Here is a 17,406-nt window from a genome sequence, read left to right on the forward strand (position 1 = left end):
AGTGATGATTTAGACTGCTTTTTCTTTCATATTAAATGGCCTTTTTATTATGCTTGAGTTTTTTTATTACTTAAAAAACCAAACAAAATCGAAAAAAGTGGTGATAAATATAAAAAGAATACGAATGGTAAGTATGAGAGAACAGGAACTCCGAGTGTTTGGGCAAAAAAGGCACCGCTGACACCCCAAGGTATTAATGGATTAATTAAAGTACCCGCATCTTCAAGCGTTCGTGACATATATTTTCGATCAATGTTCATTTTGTCATACAAGCCCTTAAAAGATTGACCAGGGATAAGGATTGATAAATATTGTTCACCAGTTAAAAGATTTACAGCAAAAGATGAGGAGGCAGTTGTAAGAATTAGTTGTCCTTTCGATTTTACTCGGGTAATCATTCCGTTTAATAGAGTAGGAATAATTTGTAATGAATCTAGAAGACCTCCAAAAGCAAAAGCGATCAATATGAGAGAAATCGACCACATCATTGATTGCAGTCCACCCCGGTTCATCATGTTTGCCACTTGTTCGTTTTCAATTGGAAAGGATGTTCCATATTGTAAAGTTGTTAGAAATTCACCGATGCTTATTCCTTGAAGACCTACTGATGTGATACCTGCTGTAATGATACCAAAGATTAATGATGGAATAACGGGAACTTGTCGAATAGCGAGTATGATCACCAATAATGGTGATAATAAAGTAATACTGCTTATTTGAATATGATCTTCTATGATCGTTATCATATTTGCCATTTCTGTAAGTGCTTTTGTATCAATAGAAGCGATTCGACTAAGTATAAAAAAGATCACAATTGTTAACACAATACTAGGAATTGTTGTTTTTGTCATATGGCGAATATGGGTGAAAATTTCTACCTTTGAGACACCTGATGCAAAATTTGTTGTATCTGACATGGGAGACATTTTATCACCAAAACAAGCACCTGAAATGACAGCACCAGCAACCCATTCTACTGGTAAGCCAACTGCAATGCCTGCACCCATTAGCGCCACTCCGACAGTACTTACCGTAGTAAAGGAACTTCCGACAAGGCTTGATATAAGCATACAGGAAAATAAAGAAGTAATGAGAAGGTAGGCTGGATTTATGATTGTTAACGCATAAACCATAACGGTCGGAATGGTTCCGCTACTCATCCATGCACCAATTAAAGTTCCAATCAAGGCAAGAACGATGATTGGCTGTATACCACTTTGAATACCTTTAACCATTCCTTCTTCTAGCTCTTTCCAAGAAATGCGCTTTAATAAACCGAGAAATGTGATAATCACAATACAATTAACAAGAGCAAAATGTGGTTCTATTTTAAAAACAAATAAACTAGTAATAATGATGGCTAAAATAAGCAATAAGATGAAAATTGTTTCTCTAAATAGAAAATGACCCTTCGTTTTTGTCATATAAAATACTCCTTTATAGCATCAACGCTTTTATGCTTTTTTGCATAAAAGTATTATATCAATCTAATAATTTATGTCAATATTAATTATGGATAACGCGTGAAAGAGTATCTGAATAACTAGAATTTTAGGGTTGTGTAAAAGGGATTTGGCATAATCTGTTTTATTGAAATACTATTTTAACTAAATAGTTTGACGATAAAAGGAGGTAGACTGTCGTCTACCTCCTTAGGTTTATTTTGCAATTAATACAGGTATATTAGAACGTTGTGAAATTTTTTCACTCACACTTCCGAATAGTAATCTCTTTAATCCGCTCATATTACGGCTTCCTACGACGATTAGATCTGCATTATGATCTGTTGCAAAGGAAATAATCGCTTCAGATGGCTCACCATATAGGACAGTTACATCTCCTTTAATATGATGATGATCTAATAGTCGTCTCGTTTCACTTTTAAATGCTAATGTTTTTTTGTCTGCTTCCCCTGTATCAGCATGATTTTTTGGTTGAGGCACTGCTGGATAATTCCTCATATCATCAATTGGAAAGATACTATTATTAGCGAGGTATCCCATATTTTCTTCAAGTGCATTTTCACGAGATGGATTATTTTTTTCTATTTGAACGACAGATAGTTCTGAATGGAGCTGCTTGCTGATATGAATCCCCAGCTCTAAAGCATCTTTCCCATCTTCAGAGCCATCAAAAGCTATTACTAAATGCTGGAAAGCTTTCATTTTTATCATCCTTTCAAAGATTAGAAGATTAGGTTAAGTAAAAAGGATATGACAACAATCGCTCCGACAATCATAAAAATCGTTCTTAACATGTTTTGACCTCCTGTTTTCAATATTGTTATGTAAATACTGCCATTAAAGTTTTATTTTTAGTGCAGGCTGTAACAGTTGTTCTTTTTGGTTAATTGCTGTTGATAAACTAATTTCCTCAATTCTATTTAAGACATTTTGCGGGTAGGGACCATCAATGATCATTTTTAATGATTGGCCGTTTTTAACTGTTAATAAATAAGCAATTAATGATGGGAATTTTGCTGCATTAATAATGTGCTTTCTTTCGGTAAGGAAATAAACATTTCCATCATAGGACTTTGCTAGTTGGTTTATTGTTAAAACTTGGTCAATTCGTAATTGATTTTTTAAATGTAAATTTAATGTTAATACTTTATTCATTATTTTTACCTCCAGAATATAAGAGTTATCTTTTTCGTTTGTTATTAGTTATTGATTACTTACCTCTATTGCAAGGATAGGAAACACAATGATTGAAAAATAGATAAATAGTCCCGTAATCGATTATTTATAAAATGAATAGGAAAGATAGTAGGGAGGGAAGGGACTTTTCTTTAAAAAATATTCATCTTTTCTTCTTAAAAAGATATAGTAAAAGTAGTTGTTCATGTGAAAAGGGAGGATGATCAAATGATTATTGTAACTACTGAATCAGTACCTGGTAAAAAGACAATCGAATATAAGGGTTTTGTGAAGGGAAGTACCGTTCAATCGAAACATATCGGCAAGGATATCATGGCAGGGTTAAAGACAATTGTTGGCGGCGAGCTAAAAGAATATACTGAAATGATGGAAGAGGCTAGAGAAAAGGCTATTGAAAGAATGGTTAAAAATGCAAATGCAAATGGAGCTAATGCAATAGTCGGCATGAGATTGGAATCTTCTTCTGTTATGCAAAATGCCTCTGAAATTATTGCTTATGGAACAGCTGTAGTAGTGGAAGTATAAAATATTTTTTAAGATATAAAGTATAAAATTTTTACCTTAGTTTTGGTGTTAGCTACAGCGCCTAGCCCCTCGAGTCGGGGCTGAACAAGGCGCTTACGCTTTTCTAAATTGCAAAGAGACTGACTAAAAGTCAGCCTCTTTAGCCAATATATTTAATTGTTATTGTTGAGTAAAACCGCCCATAGATTGTTGAGCCATTGATACTAGGCGTTTTGTGATTTCTCCACCAACAGAACCGTTAGCGCGAGAAGTTGTTTCTCCACCTAGGTTTACACCAAATTCAGAAGCGATTTCATATTTCATTTGATCAATCGCTTGTGATGCACCTGGTACTAAAAGTTGATTAGACGAATTGCTGTTTGAATTGTTTTGTGCCATCTGTCATTCATCTCCTCATTATTAATTATTGGCTGGGTTAGTTGGAATTGCACCAAAATATGAAATCATTATGATCTCATAGCCTTTCTCGGCGTAACCCATTTATATAAGTTCTTACAATTTGTGCTCCGTTGTTACTAAGTATTATGGATTTTTACAAAAAATATATTCTGCTTTTTTGTGGTAAATATTTCTTAATGTATTTTAAAAAGGATCTTACGCTTACTGTCTAGTTCTTATGCTTGTAGGGGCTGAACAAGTCACTTGCGCTTTTCTTATTACATAAAAATGTTGAGATGTGAGATTCTAGTACTAAGTAGTGAATAAGGAGATGTAATGATGGATTTATGTCCTTTATGCAATGGGTTAGAATCGAAAGTAATATTATGTCCAAATTGTCAATCGATCATGGAGGATAAGGGGAAGATCACGGATTACCTTGATGATTATAGTGCATATATGGATATTGATATTATGAAGCTTTTTGATGGGAATATTCGTTCTTTAGAAAACCATAAATGCATGCATTATTTTTTTTGCCCTTTATGTGATCATGAAGAAACAAATGCCATCAACGAGTGAATCTAATGAAAAAGCAAGACGCTTATGATTGTGAATCATCATAAGCGTCCTAGTAAAAAGGATAGTTCTTATTTTTCCCCAGCTGGGCGGATTCTGCTGTCTGTTTCAACATCAAAGAAATGAGATTTGTTCATATCAAGTGCTAAATCAAGTGATTGACCTGGTTTTACATCTGTACGTGAATCAACACGTGCGACAAATGTTTGCCCATCAATTTCAGAGTAAAGCATTGTTTCTGCACCCATTAGCTCAGCAACTTCGATTTTAGCAGTTACTTTTGTACCGTGTGAAGCATCAATGAAAACTGGCTCATCATGAATATCTTCAGGACGAACACCTAAAAGAACTTCTTTGTTTACATAGCCTTGTTCACGAAGATATTTCATTTTACCCTCAGGAACAGTGACAGATTTCTTACCGAATGAGAATTTACCATCTGAAAGGGTACCTTTGAAGAAGTTCATTGCAGGTGATCCGATAAATCCGCCAACGAATGCATTTTCTGGCTTATCATATACTTCTTTAGGTGTACCAACTTGCTGGATGATACCATCTTTAAGAACAACTAGACGAGTAGCCATTGTCATAGCTTCTGTTTGGTCATGTGTTACATAAATCGTTGTCGTTTGTAAGCGTTGGTGTAACTTTGAAATTTCAGCGCGCATTTGGACACGAAGCTTAGCATCAAGGTTTGATAAAGGTTCATCCATTAAGAATACTTTAGCATCACGAACGATTGCACGGCCTAGTGCTACACGCTGACGTTGACCACCAGATAATGCCTTTGGTTTACGATCTAAGTATTGCTCAAGGCCAAGAATTTTTGCAGCTTCTTTTACGCGCTGATCGATTTCAGTTTTAGGTAATTTACGAAGTTTTAATCCAAATGCCATATTATCATACACGTTCATATGCGGATATAACGCGTAGTTTTGGAATACCATCGCAATGTCACGGTCTTTTGGCGCAACATCATTCATGCGTTTTCCATCTATTGTAAAATCGCCTTTGGAGATTTCTTCCAATCCTGCAACCATACGAAGTGTAGTAGATTTACCACAACCAGATGGCCCTACGAATACGATAAACTCTTTGTCTTTAATGTGTAGGTTAAAATCTTCTACAGCTGTTACTTTATTGTCATAAATTTTATAAATATTTTCTAATTTTAACTCTGCCATGAATAATTCCTCCCCAGGTTTGAAAGCGTTTTAATATACTTAGATTGTAAGGGATTTCATGAAAGAGTGTAAACGTACAAGTTGCATGAAAAAATAAGAACTTCTTTTGTGCAACTTGTAAGCGTTATCTTAACTTCTGTTTTGCACTAGCATGATGGCAATGTAGATGAAAGCAGCATTTGAAAATGTCCGAATGTCCAACCCTGTCTTTTCTAGTAGCTTTTCTAATCGGTATTGAAGGCTATTCCTGTGAATGAAAAGTTTTTTTGCTGTTGATGAAGCATTTAAATTAGCATATAAAAATGCATCAATCGTCTGAAGAAGCTCTTTGTCTTCTAGCGCTTCAATTACTTGATTAGAAAGGATATCTTTTTTGATAATAGTAGTAGGATCCTCCATAATAAGCGAAGGTAATGCTTCAGAAAAAGTGCTGGCTTTTTTTCGAATATCGGAGTGAAACAATGTTTGGAAGCAGTTTTGCTCCAGCATAAATTTATTTTTCAAATCAAGATCGTTTTTTTGTAACTGACCCATATATAAATAAGGCTCTACATAAAAATCAGCAGTTAACATAGCTGTTACTTCCTTCAATAATTCAACTTCAAAATGAATAGAAGGTTTTTCCTCGATAATAATACCATGTGAGTAACTCAACCAAATGACAAGATCCGAATTCATAATACCCTTAATTGCTTCTTCAAAGCTCTGCTTATCATCTATCGGTTGTTTTAAATAATAATAGTAAAATCGTAGTGTTGTTTGTTCTGATGGTAATGGGCATTGATGTGTGTGTGTATTTGTAAATAAATAATCAAACCATTTACTTTGAGCAGCTGTAAAGTGACTATTATTTTGATTTACTACAGGGACAAACAAGGATGAAAGCAGGTCTTTTTCTTTATCGTTTAAAGAAGTTTTAAGAATACCAAAAATTTGTCCAATCTCGGTTTGAAACCATTCATATGTTGTGTCCTTTGGATTATATGTTGTCGTAAAAGCCTCTTTATAATGACGCATAAGATTTTCTAGCATTCAGTTACTCCTTTTATGCATTGATTCTTTCATTATAAAAAAGAAATTGTAAGCATGAAAGTTTAATTTCTAGATCATGATTGAGGGATAAGTAGGATAAAAAGGAAAGACTGCAATGATCATTGCAGCCTTATTTGTTTTTGCAGGGCCTGAACAAGGCACTAGCGCTTTTCTAAATTTGGGGGATCTTCCTGTACTAGATCTCTGGCTTCTTCAATATTTGTTGTGTCATCTCTCATATGAACGGAGCCGCCGGATAAGCCTTCATTAATCATTCGGTCAATATCTAAATATACTTTGTCTTTTCCTTCATAATTTAGATCTTGTTTAACAGCTTCATCTTTTTTGGTCATCGCTTAAAACCTCCTCATACACGTTAGTTTGTGCGTGAGGTTCTTTTATCATGCATCGTTTAAGGAGTTTAGCGTTCAGCAGCTTCCTTAAGGTCATAAGCCCAGAAGATAAATGATCTTTTGATTAATCATATACATGAAATAGCATTAATTCATGGATTTGGGATTGAATGTCTGTTTCGTTTTCTGAAGGAGGAGGTACACTTCCCCATTCAATTTGTCCATTTTTATGATAGATGCCATCGTAGTGTGCTCCCCTAAAATAAAAGGAAATTCGCCATCCAGGTAAGTTTGCTTTTTTAAATAGTGCTTTATATTGGAAGTGGGTAATCAACCTTATCATTCCTTTCTTACATATATAGGAATAATACGGCGCAAAAATTAAAAATCCTTCTTGTATGTAATGGTAGTATTAGCCAACTCATTGAAGAGCTCTACTAATCTTGTGATTCGATTTGTTTGGATCGCATTCTCATCAAAAATCATTGGTTTGGAATTCACTTCAAAAATGAAGGGATTACCATTTGGTGTTAAACCGATATCCATAGAAAATTCACCAATAAAACCATAGAATCTTGCAAGTTCAGCACCAACTGTTTCGGCTAACCAGTTTAGCTGAAGGGGAGAACATTTATGCTTAACTTCCTGAAAGGAAACAATAGAGCCCCCGTTAGGGATATGTGTAATAATTGAGTTCTTAGCTGCTTTACGTACACCAATTCCTGAAATTTTATGGGATCCATTCTCATATATGCAAAGGATTCTTAGATCAAATTTACAGTCATCAATTGTATCTGTTTTTATGGCTTTTTGGATAAGATATTGATTTTGCTTCCAATGCTTGCCAAAAAATAGCGTGAATTCATCATAGGTATACTTGCTCATATTTGAATTTGACCAAATAGAATATTGTCCATTCTCAAAGGTAAGCTGATGAATATTTTTTCCTTTATGACCATTTACCGGCTTCAGGAAAAGAGAATGATAGATGTTTAATTTTGATAATAAATCAGTTATGGTGGTGTACATCCATGTTTCAGGTAAATAAGGTACTAATCGTTTTGACTTGGAAAGAGCTTGATAACTATCCCATTTATTAAAAAAGCTCGGATTAAAAAAGGGCTTATTTTGTTGAGTGTATGAATGAAAAAGTGTTAAAAACGGAGGTGTTAGTTCTTCTTTTCTTAAAGCAACTCTATTGTAGATGAGATCAGGAAAGGGGAAGGAAATCTTCCCCCATTTTTCTTTTGTTTCATAATAGACAAATCCATTAACATAATTTTCATGTACATCATCTGTTCTGAAAACAAATGATAATCCCCCAAATGACATAAGTTCCTTTTGAATAGATTTAAAATAAGCTAGTTCACCGCGAAAAGTATTGTTCTTCTTTCCTTTACTAGCAAGAATGCCGACAAGGGGAAAGTACTTATATTTCCTCATGGATCAATTCCTCAGGATGGAAGATGGCCATTTTTGCCAAAAATAACCCATATTCCAGAGAAGCCTTTCGTGAGAGGATATCAGCATCCCTTAGTTCTGGGTGGCAAAAAATGGATCTTCCAGGTTTTGAGTTAGCTTCAAACATCCATATTTTTCCGTATTGGTCAATACCAAAGTCAAAACCTATTTCACCGATAAATCCTTTTATATTATCATCAATGCATTTACTTAAGATAATCGCTGCCTCTGTCAAATCATGAAGGGCACGTACTCTTTCTTGTGGATTTTCATAGATTTCTTCTAGGGTTTTTACAACTCCGCCATTATTTATATGTGTCGTTACACTTCCTTTTCCCGCAACCTTTGCTGCAAGTGCAGTTACCTTCCAAGCTCCATGTTCATCCTTATTTGTGTGCACCCTAAAATCAATCGGCTTTCCATCTAGCCGAATAAGCTTAATTCCTTGTTGCGCTAAATAGCTTGAAAGAAGTTTATCTTTAAATGCCGCTTTTAAGAAATGTTCGAGCGAAGGATATTTTCTTAAGCGATTAATTTCTTTATCATCTCGGTAACGGGAATAGTATTGATTCTCTTCCTTTGAATACATAATCTGATAGACACCTAAACCCAAACTGCCGTTTGCAGGCTTTAAATATATACTTTGGTAGGTTGCTAACATCTCTTCCATTTGACTAATAGTAGGAGTGTGGAATGTTGCCGGTAAGTATATTGCAGCACGACTATCTTGAATCAAGAGCTTATGAATGGCCCATTTATTAAAAAAGCCTGGATTATACCACGGAATCGCATATTCCTCTGTTAACCGTTTTTTAACTAGTTTAAGTGCTTGATGGTTTTCAATACGCCGATTTGGCAAGCGGTCATATACAGCATTTGGGAATGGAAAGGTGCCTTGTTGCCAACCATTCTTCCCATATGTATACCCTGTAATTGTACCGTCATCCCAATTAATATGATGTGCACCGAATACAAATGTAAACAGTCCAATTGATTGATCAAGGGATAAAAATTTTGCAAAAAAGAGTGAACGTTCTCCGATAGGACGAAGAGTTGATTCAGTAAATCCAGCAGTGAATATGCCAATTAAGGGACCTAAGTGTAGTGTGCCTTCGTTGAAGATAAGATTTGTTTTTCCCTCACTTGGAAAATGCAATTGATCAGCTAATTCTTGTGGCAAAAGAATACTTTGATTTAATTCATCACTGTAAGTTATTTCACAAGGAAGAAATAACGTTCCAAACGAGACAGTATGAATACGACCAAATATAGTTGTTGTAATTGGTAAGTGAATTTTGTGATCTGTTGAATTTGTTGTCTGGATGGTATAAAGTTTATTCATTTATTTCAACTCCTTTTTGGCTGTCTTGTTTTAATAAATGAAGACAATAATGGAATGGAGCAAGATAAAGTTTTTCTGCCAATTGTGGATTTGTTTCAATCAGTGTTTTTCTGCCAGGTTTTGAATTCATGTCTAATATCCAAACGGACCCGTCTTTTGAATAGCCAATATCAATCCCAATTTCAAATAAGCGATGACATTTATTTTCTAATAGTAATGGTAATTGGTTAATGATTGTATTTAGCTCATCTTCAAGTAATACTTTTTGTTTTGGTGTTAAACTTGAGGACCATTCTTCATATGTTAATGGTTCTCCTCCGGCATTTAAATTAGAAAGGAAGGAACCGTAATAGCCCTTGCGAACACCTTTTCCGACTAGCTCCCATTTACCATATTGATTTTTTTGAAGAAATAAGCGAATATCAAAGGGATAACCATGGCTATCATATAGTGAGAGTAAGGGTTGCATAATGTAGGTTTGTTGATGTAAAAGCTTTTCACACCATCCGGAAAGTTCTTTTGTCGAATAAAAAATCTTTGTTTTCTTATCTGAACCTTTATGGTATGTCAATGTTATCGTTTCAGAGGTTTGATTTATAGCGATTATTCCATTTCCTCGTGAACCAGTGACAGGTTTTAATAGGCATGAAGAATCAATCTTTAAGCGGCGGAGTATTTGCTCAGCATGATAAACGAGTTCAGTATCAGGTAGATAACTGCTAATGATCGGATCACTTTGTAACAAAGAAAAAATTCTCCATTTATCTGGTAATCCAAATCCTAAAAAGGTGACTTGAGGATTTTTCTTTAGCCAATTAACAATTGGCTTACTTTTTTTTATTGATTCTTTTCGATTGTAAAAGCATCTGTCATAAATAAAAGAAGGGATAGGAAATGTGTCACTTACCCATTTTTGTATTGAATAATCAAATTTTTCTCCACTAATCATCAATGTAGAAGGGTCAATAGAGGTAGGTTCAAACCTAACACATTCTATGTTAAATTGCTGACCTCGTTTTGCAAGTTCTGTCGTATAACCATTTTCATGTTTTCTATTCACAACTAAAAAGCCTAACGATATTGGTTCCAATACGAACACTCCATTTCTCAAACTACATAATAAAACTACTCTTCGAACTGTGATAGAAACAAACAATAATTTAAGATAGCGCGTGTAGATGGACGAATTTTTGTTGTGTTTTGGCTATCCTCTGATTTTGAAGGTTTCGTATTTACCTCTATAATCCATGGATGGCCATCTTGATCAAGCGCAAGGTCAATCCCAAATTCTCCAAATTCACCACCTGCATGCAGACAAATGACATTAACAATCTCAAGGGAAAGCTCAGCTAGTAGTTTTCGAAGATGATGACTATCACTTTCACCATAAAGCTCATTTATCACTTCTTTTAGTTGAAACAGTTCTCCACCCCTTGCTAAATTTGCAACAAACTGGTTATCTGCAGAGACTCTGGCTACTGCTGAGGATACTTTCCATTTCTGAAAATCCTTTTTATGACATAAAAATCGAAAATCAAGTGTACGATTTTGATAGTTTTGTAACTGAATTGTTTCTTGAAGCAGAAATCCTTCTCTTTTTAATTTTGGGTAAAGAGTAGAAAATAATTGCTGAAATGTATCGTATTCTTTCTTAATCTCACCAGAAAAAGTTGTGTAATCAAGTAGATATGCTCCATTCTCTTTTTCTATTATCCTAAAAATCCGTTTACCTTGACTGCCATTAATTGGTTTTATAATTAAATCTTTCGTATCTGCGAGCATATTCATTAAGTCTGCTTTTGTTTCTAATAACCGGCTCTTTGGCAAGTATGGGATAAGATGTTCATTTGCAGCTAAGATTTGGTGAACTTCCCATTTATTTAAAAAGCGATCATTAAAATAAGGAACATTTCTCTCAACCAATTCTGCAGTCACCTGTAAAAAGGTTTTAGAACGTTCAAGTTTTCGGGAATGAATACGGTTATGAACGACATCTGGATAAGGAACCTCCGTTTCAATCCATTCATTCTGATGATGAATAAATCCCATTAAATGCTTTTTGCTGTATGTTGATAAAGAAAAAATATAAAAGAAAATTCCATTTGCTTCACAATATAAAGCGAGTTCCTTACAAAATTCATGAATTGTGCCAAAGCGTACACCAAGATTTGTGTTTTTAATTTCTGTTAGCAAGCCGACTACAGGTCCAAGCTGCAGCTGGTGTGGATCAACTAGTTTTCCTTTTAGGAAAAACGTATGGATAGGCAAGTTAAGTTCGTGGAGGGTTTGATCACTTATTGATAGACAAAGACGTTCCTTATTTATAATTACGATTGGACATGTTACAGTATGCATTCCACAACTAATTTTCAGTGAGGAGAGGTTTTTGGGAAGACCGAGATGCTGTCTTAGTTTTTCACTCATTTCACATAAATAAGGCTTAGATGAATTAAACAAAGGTGAAATCTCAATTGACTTATATTTCATGACGAATCCCTCATTTGAGCGCCTTACGGACAAGCACAATGATGTTCATAGGCAAGTGTTCTATAACGTATCGTATGATCTTGTTACAAGATAGGTGAAGTAAGGAATTGAAATGGATATAAGCAATTTTCTTTATTTTTGGCTTTTTTCTAAGAGATTGTTGCTTTTAAAGCGAAACCTATTTAAGGCTGATTGGAGCGGGTTGCGAGATCCCTGCGGGAGCATCGGGACAGGGTGAGCTCATGCAGGCATTTAGGCCGAGTAGGCTCAGCGCCCGCCCCGCTAAAAAGCGAGCAGCTCTCGCTGCAATCAACCACACCGCAATACTTGGTAAATACCAACAAAGTTTGTGAAAACAGCCTTATTTTAAATAGTCCCCCTTAGTAACGGCATATCACACTAACCACCAGCAGGAGATAAAGAAAACACACACTGATGGATGTTATAAGATGGACTTTTCGGATTATTTTAGGATAAAATGCAATTTTAAACATAGTTTGGTATAGTGAAGAAAGAAAGAGCCAACATGGGGCAAAATGAGAAGGGAGGCTTATCATATGTCAGAAAATTTATATGATGTTGCATACAATTTAGAGAAAGCTTTACGTGAAAGTGATGAATTTAAATCGTTAAAACGACTTTATGATGAAGTGAATGCAGATGAATCAGCAAGCAAAATGTTCGAAAACTTCCGCAATATTCAATTAAACCTACAACAAAAGCAAATGTCTGGAGAAGAAATTTCAGAAGAAGAAATTCAACAAGCACAAAAATCTGTTCAGCTTGTGCAGCAACATGATAAAATTGCGCAACTTATGGCAGCAGAACAACGCTTAAGTATGGTTGTAACAGAGTTAAACAAAATCATTATGAAACCACTTGAAGAAATGTATGGCAGCCTTTAAAAGCTTACATACAAACTAAATGAGATGAATCAATGTAAGCAGAATAGGATCGATGCCTATTCTGTTTTTTTGTTGGGTAAGAAGCAGAACACCCCTTTTATCAGTGCCTAACGATTCTGGAATAAAGACAAAACTTCTATAAAAAGGCTTCTCATTCATGTCTGGGCTGTTCGAGAGCTTGCACGTTTGGACTTCGGCAACCACAAAGTTCTCCGCATATTCCCACTTTTGTTCTATTTTTACTGAAAGGGACATAACCTCATAATAGGTTTTGACATCTGTAGAAGGGGGAACCACAGTGACTCATTATCAGTTGCTTGCTTTAAATATTGATGGAACATTGCTTCGTTCGAACGGCCGCCTCCAACCGTCAACGAAAGAAGCGATTGACTATGTTAAGAACAAAGGGATTTATGTGACACTTGTCACAAACAGGCATTTTCAATCAGCGAAAAAGCTTGCAAGAGCATTAAAACTAGATACTTTATTAGTTACACATGGGGGAGCATTTATTTCTGAGAATCTTGATGAGCCAATATTTGAAAAGAGAATTTCTGAAGAAATGACGTTTAATCTCGTTCAAGTCCTAGAAAATTTTAAGTGTAATATTAGAATTACTCATGAACGTTTTTCGATAGGAAATCGAAGAAAAATAGCATCAAATTTACTTAGTAAATCAATCCTTAATACATCTGATTCGATGTTTTATCCTGTTCAATTTGTCGATTCATTAGGAGATTCACTCCGTGATGAACCAGTAGCCGGAACAAGGATTGATGTGCATTTTTCTAAAGAAGAGGAAAAGGAAGAGGCAGCAAAGTTAATTATTAATGCTTTTAACACAGTTGATGTTAGAGTAAATCAACCGAAGAAAATTGAGATCGTAAAGAAGGGTGTTTCTAAAGAAAACGGATTACGCACTCTTGTAAATCATCTTAATATTCCGTTAGAAAAAGTAGTGGCTATTGGCGATGCTGAAGATGATATTGAAATGATTGCTTCAGCAGGTTTAGGTGTTGCAATGTGGAATGCTCCATTTGAAGTAAAGCGCGTAGCAGATTGGGTGACACGTTCTAATAATCAACAAGGTGTTGCTTATATGGTGAAAGAGCATTTTAGAAAGCAGCAGCGAGAAGAATTCTTAAGAAAAATTAAAATAGATAAGTAAATAAATGAGAAGGGGAAGACATAAAGTCATCCCCTATTCCTATTTGATCCGTTTTTTTATTGGCTCGTAATCAAATAACTTGCCTTCATACACAAAGAGAAGCTGCTCATTTTTTCTAAAATCATCAGGTGTCACTAACGCAGGTAATTTGTTCCAAAGCTTAATTCCGGAGCGATGAAATACTTCTGCTACAAATTGCGAACAAAAGTAGGAATTGCTAAATTCAACTGGCTCATTTATTGATACACCTAACACACCAATCAAATTGTAGAGAAACTTATTTTGATTCTTAATAAATATATTTAACACACGCTTCATTTTTTCAATATCACGATCAGTTACTTCTAACTTATAAATCACACAAGTTGTATTTGGGTACTTACTGTAAGTACCAGTAAAAATATCTTCTTTAACAAATCCTCCTTGCATCGGATTATTTGGTTTTTTCCGCCCGAAGCTATACATATCGTTTAACTCAGGATCAAAAGAAATGGAGGCATGGTTATAAGGAGCCTTTGTATATTTTTTAATTGATTTTGTAAACAATGTCCCCGTATCTGTCAGTAAGATATAAACATAACTTTTATGTATCATAGATTTCCCTCTTTAATAATTTTCCAGTTTATTCTATCCTTAAGTATACAATATTCTTAGTGGCTTTATTTTATATTTATTTTATCTTAAGTAGGTGTGGTACGTGGTTACAACTCTCTGGACATTGGCTATCATTTTTTTAGGATTGACATTTGTTAATATTGTGTTTTTTGTCATGAAAAAGTCAGAACCAAACAAGGACTTTTCCGCTGTTTTATTACGTGTGAAAACATGGTGGGGAATGTTTGTTGTTTTTTGTTTAGCTACACTATTTAATCCAGTTGTTTCGTTACTTTCGTTGATGGTGCTTTGCTTCTTTGGGTTAAAAGAATATTTTTCGATGATGAAAAAAACGAGGAAAGCTGATCGGCGATTATTTCTATGGGCATACCTTGCGATTCCATTACAATTTTATTGGATCTATATAGGATGGTATGGGATGTTTATTGTTTTTATACCACTTTATGTGTTTTTATTTTTACCATTACCAAGACTATTAGGAAAAGGAACAAGCGGTTTTCTGCGTTCAGTGAGTTCAACCCAATGGGGTTTAATGCTGATGGTATTTGGGCTAAGTCACTTAGCGTATTATCAATTTGCGACACCGGAGTATGGTGCAAACCTTGTGCTTTTCTTAGTCGTTTTAACACAAGTGAATGATGTTATCCATTATCTCATTTCATTGTATATCGGAAAACGAAAAGTTGTGCCGTCAGCAAATCCTACGATTACATGGGAAGGGTTTATCGGAGCAGCTATTGTAACAACGATTGTTTCATTCCTCATTTATCCTTATTTAACACCACTTGATTTGAAATTTGGTATTTTATCAGGTGTACTCATTAGCTTAAGCGGCTTTTTTGGAAGTTTAACAATCTCAGTATTAAAGCGAGATTTGTTAATAGGAGATCGTGAAAAATTCGATACATTAAAAGAAAGCTATTTGAATCGAGTAGATAGCTTAACATATACAGCACCGGTGTTTTTTCATGTCATTCGTTATTATTTTGATTTTATGTAAATAGAATAAGCTGGCTTGTATGGTGAAACTGGCAACGTTGTTTAAGTTGTCAAGCCTACAATATCATTTCCATTTAGCGTGTGTCATCAAGGAGGTATTTCTGTGAAAAACATGGTCCTGAATCGGATTCATTATAGCTGGATTATATTAATTATTGCATTCTTTTCTATTATTGTAGCTGGTATTGTCAGGTCATCATCAGGGGTATTTATTGTCCCTTTTGAAAATGAATTCGGATGGGATCGCTCCGTTATTTCCTTAGCATTTGCGATAAGTCTGTTTTTATATGGACTATCAGGTCCATTTATGGCCGCATTAATCGAAGTTATTGGTTTAAAGAAAATGATGATTTATGCGATGGCAACTATGTTAGTAGGAATCATTCTTACTTTTTATATGGAGCATTCGTGGCAACTTGTTGTCATTTGGGGAATTATTATAGGATTGGGATCAGGTTTATTTTTAACTGTTTTGAGTACATATGTGTCAAATCGTTGGTTTGTAAAGAGAAGAGGGCTTGCAGTTGGTATATTAACAGCAAGTACGGCGACTGGTCAGTTATTATTGCTGCCTGTATTAGCGATCATTGTAGAGGATTATTCGTGGCGGTGGGCGATTTGCTTAATTGCGATTCTTAGCTTTATTATGCTCGTTATTATTTTATTTTTTATGAAAAACACACCGAAAGAAGCTGGCACTTTTCCATATGGCATGGATGAAGAAATACAAGAATCTAGTGTACTGCATAAGAAAAACCCTATTCTAATGGCTTTTCATTCTTTGCAAGAAGCGGTGAGAGTGAAAGAATTTTGGCTATTAGCAGGAAGCTTTTTTATTTGTGGACTTTCAACGAGTGGATTGATAGGGACGCATTTCATATCATATTGTATTAGTTTCGGCATTCCAATTGTTACAGCAGCTTCTCTGCTTTCCTTCATGGGTATATTTGATTTAATTGGAACAACTTTATCAGGCTGGTTATCAGATCGTTTTGATAACCGCTGGCTATTGTTTTGGTATTACGGTCTAAGAGGAGCATCACTACTATTACTACCTTTTGCACTTAATGAAGGTTCTATTATTCTATTAGTTATTTTTTCAATATTTTATGGATTAGATTGGATAGCAACTGTTCCGCCAACGATCAGTATTTCAAGGCAGATCTTCGGGGTTGAGAAAAGTGGAATTGTTTATGGGTGGATATTTGCAGCACATCAGGCTGGTGCAGCCGTAGCAGCTTATGGTGGAGGACTAATTTATAAACTATTTAACTCCTATACTTGGGCCTATTTTCTTGCAGGAATCTTTTGTGCATTAGCAAGCTTATTTGTGATCGTTATGAAAAAACAAACACTTAATGTAGGGACACAAAAAGAGATTAATATGGATTAATGAATTTCTCCCTAATTGAGTTGTCAGGGAAGAGTATATTGGTATATACTGCTGCTTTTTTGGCGTGAAGATCAATTTCAAAAAGAGATATTCATAATAAAACGAAATGTGTTTCTAGAAAAAATTAGAAACGCATTTTTTATTTCGATGATTGGAGCATTTAGTTTATAAATAAGCTTATTTTTAAAGTTAATGTAAGCGTTTTCTCCATACTGTAAAATTAACTGAGAGTATGATAAAATTTTATCGGGATAATGAATGGTGATTTTCCGATTATTGAAGAAATTACATCACGATATATTTCAAACAACCTAGAAAAGCAGAG

General features: G+C 34.8%; 19 protein-coding genes. 6 read left to right on the forward strand and 13 right to left on the reverse strand.

Going from position 1 to position 17,406, the window contains the following annotated elements:
* Window positions 1-47: 47 nt before the first annotated feature.
* The 3 genes from nhaC to GMB29_RS04015 all read right to left on the reverse strand — a co-directional run bounded on the left by nhaC (window position 48) and on the right by GMB29_RS04015 (window position 2,618).
* Window positions 48-1,424, reverse strand: a complete 1,377-nt coding sequence (gene nhaC, locus GMB29_RS04005; RefSeq protein ID WP_136353629.1) for a Na+/H+ antiporter NhaC — start codon at window positions 1,422-1,424, stop codon at window positions 48-50.
* Between the two features lie 234 nt (window positions 1,425-1,658).
* Window positions 1,659-2,165, reverse strand: coding sequence for a universal stress protein (locus tag GMB29_RS04010; RefSeq protein WP_168733836.1), 507 nt, complete (start codon window positions 2,163-2,165; stop codon window positions 1,659-1,661).
* Between the two features lie 135 nt (window positions 2,166-2,300).
* Window positions 2,301-2,618 (reverse strand): hypothetical protein, encoded by a 318-nt coding sequence (locus GMB29_RS04015; RefSeq protein ID WP_136353633.1) that lies wholly within the window; start codon window positions 2,616-2,618, stop codon window positions 2,301-2,303.
* A 249-nt stretch (window positions 2,619-2,867) separates the two neighbouring features.
* On the opposite strand from GMB29_RS04015, the gene GMB29_RS04020 reads away from it, so the two are divergent.
* Entirely contained in the window at window positions 2,868-3,185 is a 318-nt protein-coding gene (locus tag GMB29_RS04020) for a YbjQ family protein (RefSeq protein WP_136353635.1), read from the forward strand.
* Between the two features lie 159 nt (window positions 3,186-3,344).
* Here GMB29_RS04020 and GMB29_RS04025 read toward each other — a convergent pair whose 3' ends face one another.
* Window positions 3,345-3,563, reverse strand: coding sequence for an alpha/beta-type small acid-soluble spore protein (locus GMB29_RS04025; protein WP_136353637.1), 219 nt, complete (start codon window positions 3,561-3,563; stop codon window positions 3,345-3,347).
* A 339-nt stretch (window positions 3,564-3,902) separates the two neighbouring features.
* Between GMB29_RS04025 and GMB29_RS04030 the strand changes: the two genes are divergently transcribed.
* Complete coding sequence (locus GMB29_RS04030) at window positions 3,903-4,145, forward strand: hypothetical protein (protein ID WP_136353639.1); 243 nt, start codon at window positions 3,903-3,905, stop codon at window positions 4,143-4,145.
* Between the two features lie 68 nt (window positions 4,146-4,213).
* Here GMB29_RS04030 and GMB29_RS04035 read toward each other — a convergent pair whose 3' ends face one another.
* From GMB29_RS04035 to GMB29_RS04065, 8 genes are all read right to left on the reverse strand, one after another.
* Complete coding sequence (locus GMB29_RS04035; protein WP_136353641.1) at window positions 4,214-5,326, reverse strand: ABC transporter ATP-binding protein; 1,113 nt, start codon at window positions 5,324-5,326, stop codon at window positions 4,214-4,216.
* A 129-nt stretch (window positions 5,327-5,455) separates the two neighbouring features.
* Window positions 5,456-6,358, reverse strand: a complete 903-nt coding sequence (locus GMB29_RS04040) for a PucR family transcriptional regulator (protein ID WP_136353643.1) — start codon at window positions 6,356-6,358, stop codon at window positions 5,456-5,458.
* A gap of 161 nt (window positions 6,359-6,519) precedes the next feature.
* A complete protein-coding gene (locus tag GMB29_RS04045) occupies window positions 6,520-6,711 on the reverse strand; it encodes a hypothetical protein (protein ID WP_136353645.1) in 192 nt (63 codons plus the stop codon).
* A 124-nt stretch (window positions 6,712-6,835) separates the two neighbouring features.
* Window positions 6,836-7,045, reverse strand: a complete 210-nt coding sequence (locus GMB29_RS26875; RefSeq protein ID WP_136353909.1) for a YheE family protein — start codon at window positions 7,043-7,045, stop codon at window positions 6,836-6,838.
* A gap of 47 nt (window positions 7,046-7,092) precedes the next feature.
* Window positions 7,093-8,154 carry a YheC/YheD family endospore coat-associated protein gene (locus tag GMB29_RS04050; protein WP_136353647.1) on the reverse strand — a complete coding sequence of 354 codons (1,062 nt, stop codon included), beginning with the start codon at window positions 8,152-8,154 and terminating at the stop codon, window positions 7,093-7,095.
* Window positions 8,141-9,514, reverse strand: coding sequence for a YheC/YheD family endospore coat-associated protein (locus GMB29_RS04055; protein ID WP_136353649.1), 1,374 nt, complete (start codon window positions 9,512-9,514; stop codon window positions 8,141-8,143). The genes GMB29_RS04050 and GMB29_RS04055 overlap by 14 nt, the downstream gene beginning before the upstream one ends.
* On the reverse strand, window positions 9,507-10,604 hold the full coding sequence (locus GMB29_RS04060; protein ID WP_136353651.1) for a YheC/YheD family endospore coat-associated protein: 1,098 nt from the start codon (window positions 10,602-10,604) through the stop codon (window positions 9,507-9,509). Before GMB29_RS04060 ends, GMB29_RS04055 begins: the two co-directional genes overlap by 8 nt.
* Window positions 10,605-10,639: 35 nt before the next feature.
* Window positions 10,640-12,001 carry a YheC/YheD family endospore coat-associated protein gene (locus GMB29_RS04065; protein WP_136353653.1) on the reverse strand — a complete coding sequence of 454 codons (1,362 nt, stop codon included), beginning with the start codon at window positions 11,999-12,001 and terminating at the stop codon, window positions 10,640-10,642.
* A gap of 557 nt (window positions 12,002-12,558) precedes the next feature.
* Between GMB29_RS04065 and GMB29_RS04070 the strand changes: the two genes are divergently transcribed.
* Together GMB29_RS04070 and GMB29_RS04075 are read left to right on the forward strand one after the other, a co-directional pair.
* Window positions 12,559-12,906, forward strand: a complete 348-nt coding sequence (locus tag GMB29_RS04070) for a YlbF/YmcA family competence regulator (RefSeq protein ID WP_136353655.1) — start codon at window positions 12,559-12,561, stop codon at window positions 12,904-12,906.
* 298 nt (window positions 12,907-13,204) lie between these two features.
* Entirely contained in the window at window positions 13,205-14,074 is an 870-nt protein-coding gene (locus tag GMB29_RS04075) for a Cof-type HAD-IIB family hydrolase (protein WP_136353657.1), read from the forward strand.
* Between the two features lie 39 nt (window positions 14,075-14,113).
* Here the strand turns inward: GMB29_RS04075 and GMB29_RS04080 are convergent, their stop codons facing one another.
* The gene (locus GMB29_RS04080) at window positions 14,114-14,668 is read right to left on the reverse strand and encodes a hypothetical protein (RefSeq protein WP_136353659.1); all 555 of its coding nucleotides are present in this window, start codon (window positions 14,666-14,668) and stop codon (window positions 14,114-14,116) included.
* A gap of 103 nt (window positions 14,669-14,771) precedes the next feature.
* Here GMB29_RS04080 and GMB29_RS04085 point away from each other — a divergent pair, with 103 nt between their 5' ends.
* Window positions 14,772-15,689 (forward strand): phosphatidate cytidylyltransferase, encoded by a 918-nt coding sequence (locus GMB29_RS04085; protein ID WP_136353661.1) that lies wholly within the window; start codon window positions 14,772-14,774, stop codon window positions 15,687-15,689.
* Between the two features lie 117 nt (window positions 15,690-15,806).
* Entirely contained in the window at window positions 15,807-17,081 is a 1,275-nt protein-coding gene (locus tag GMB29_RS04090) for an MFS transporter (RefSeq protein WP_136353911.1), read from the forward strand.
* The last annotated feature ends 325 nt before the right edge of the window (window positions 17,082-17,406 follow it).

The organism is Metabacillus sediminilitoris, assembly GCF_009720625.1.
Classification (GTDB): Bacteria; Bacillota; Bacilli; order Bacillales; family Bacillaceae; genus Metabacillus; species Metabacillus sediminilitoris.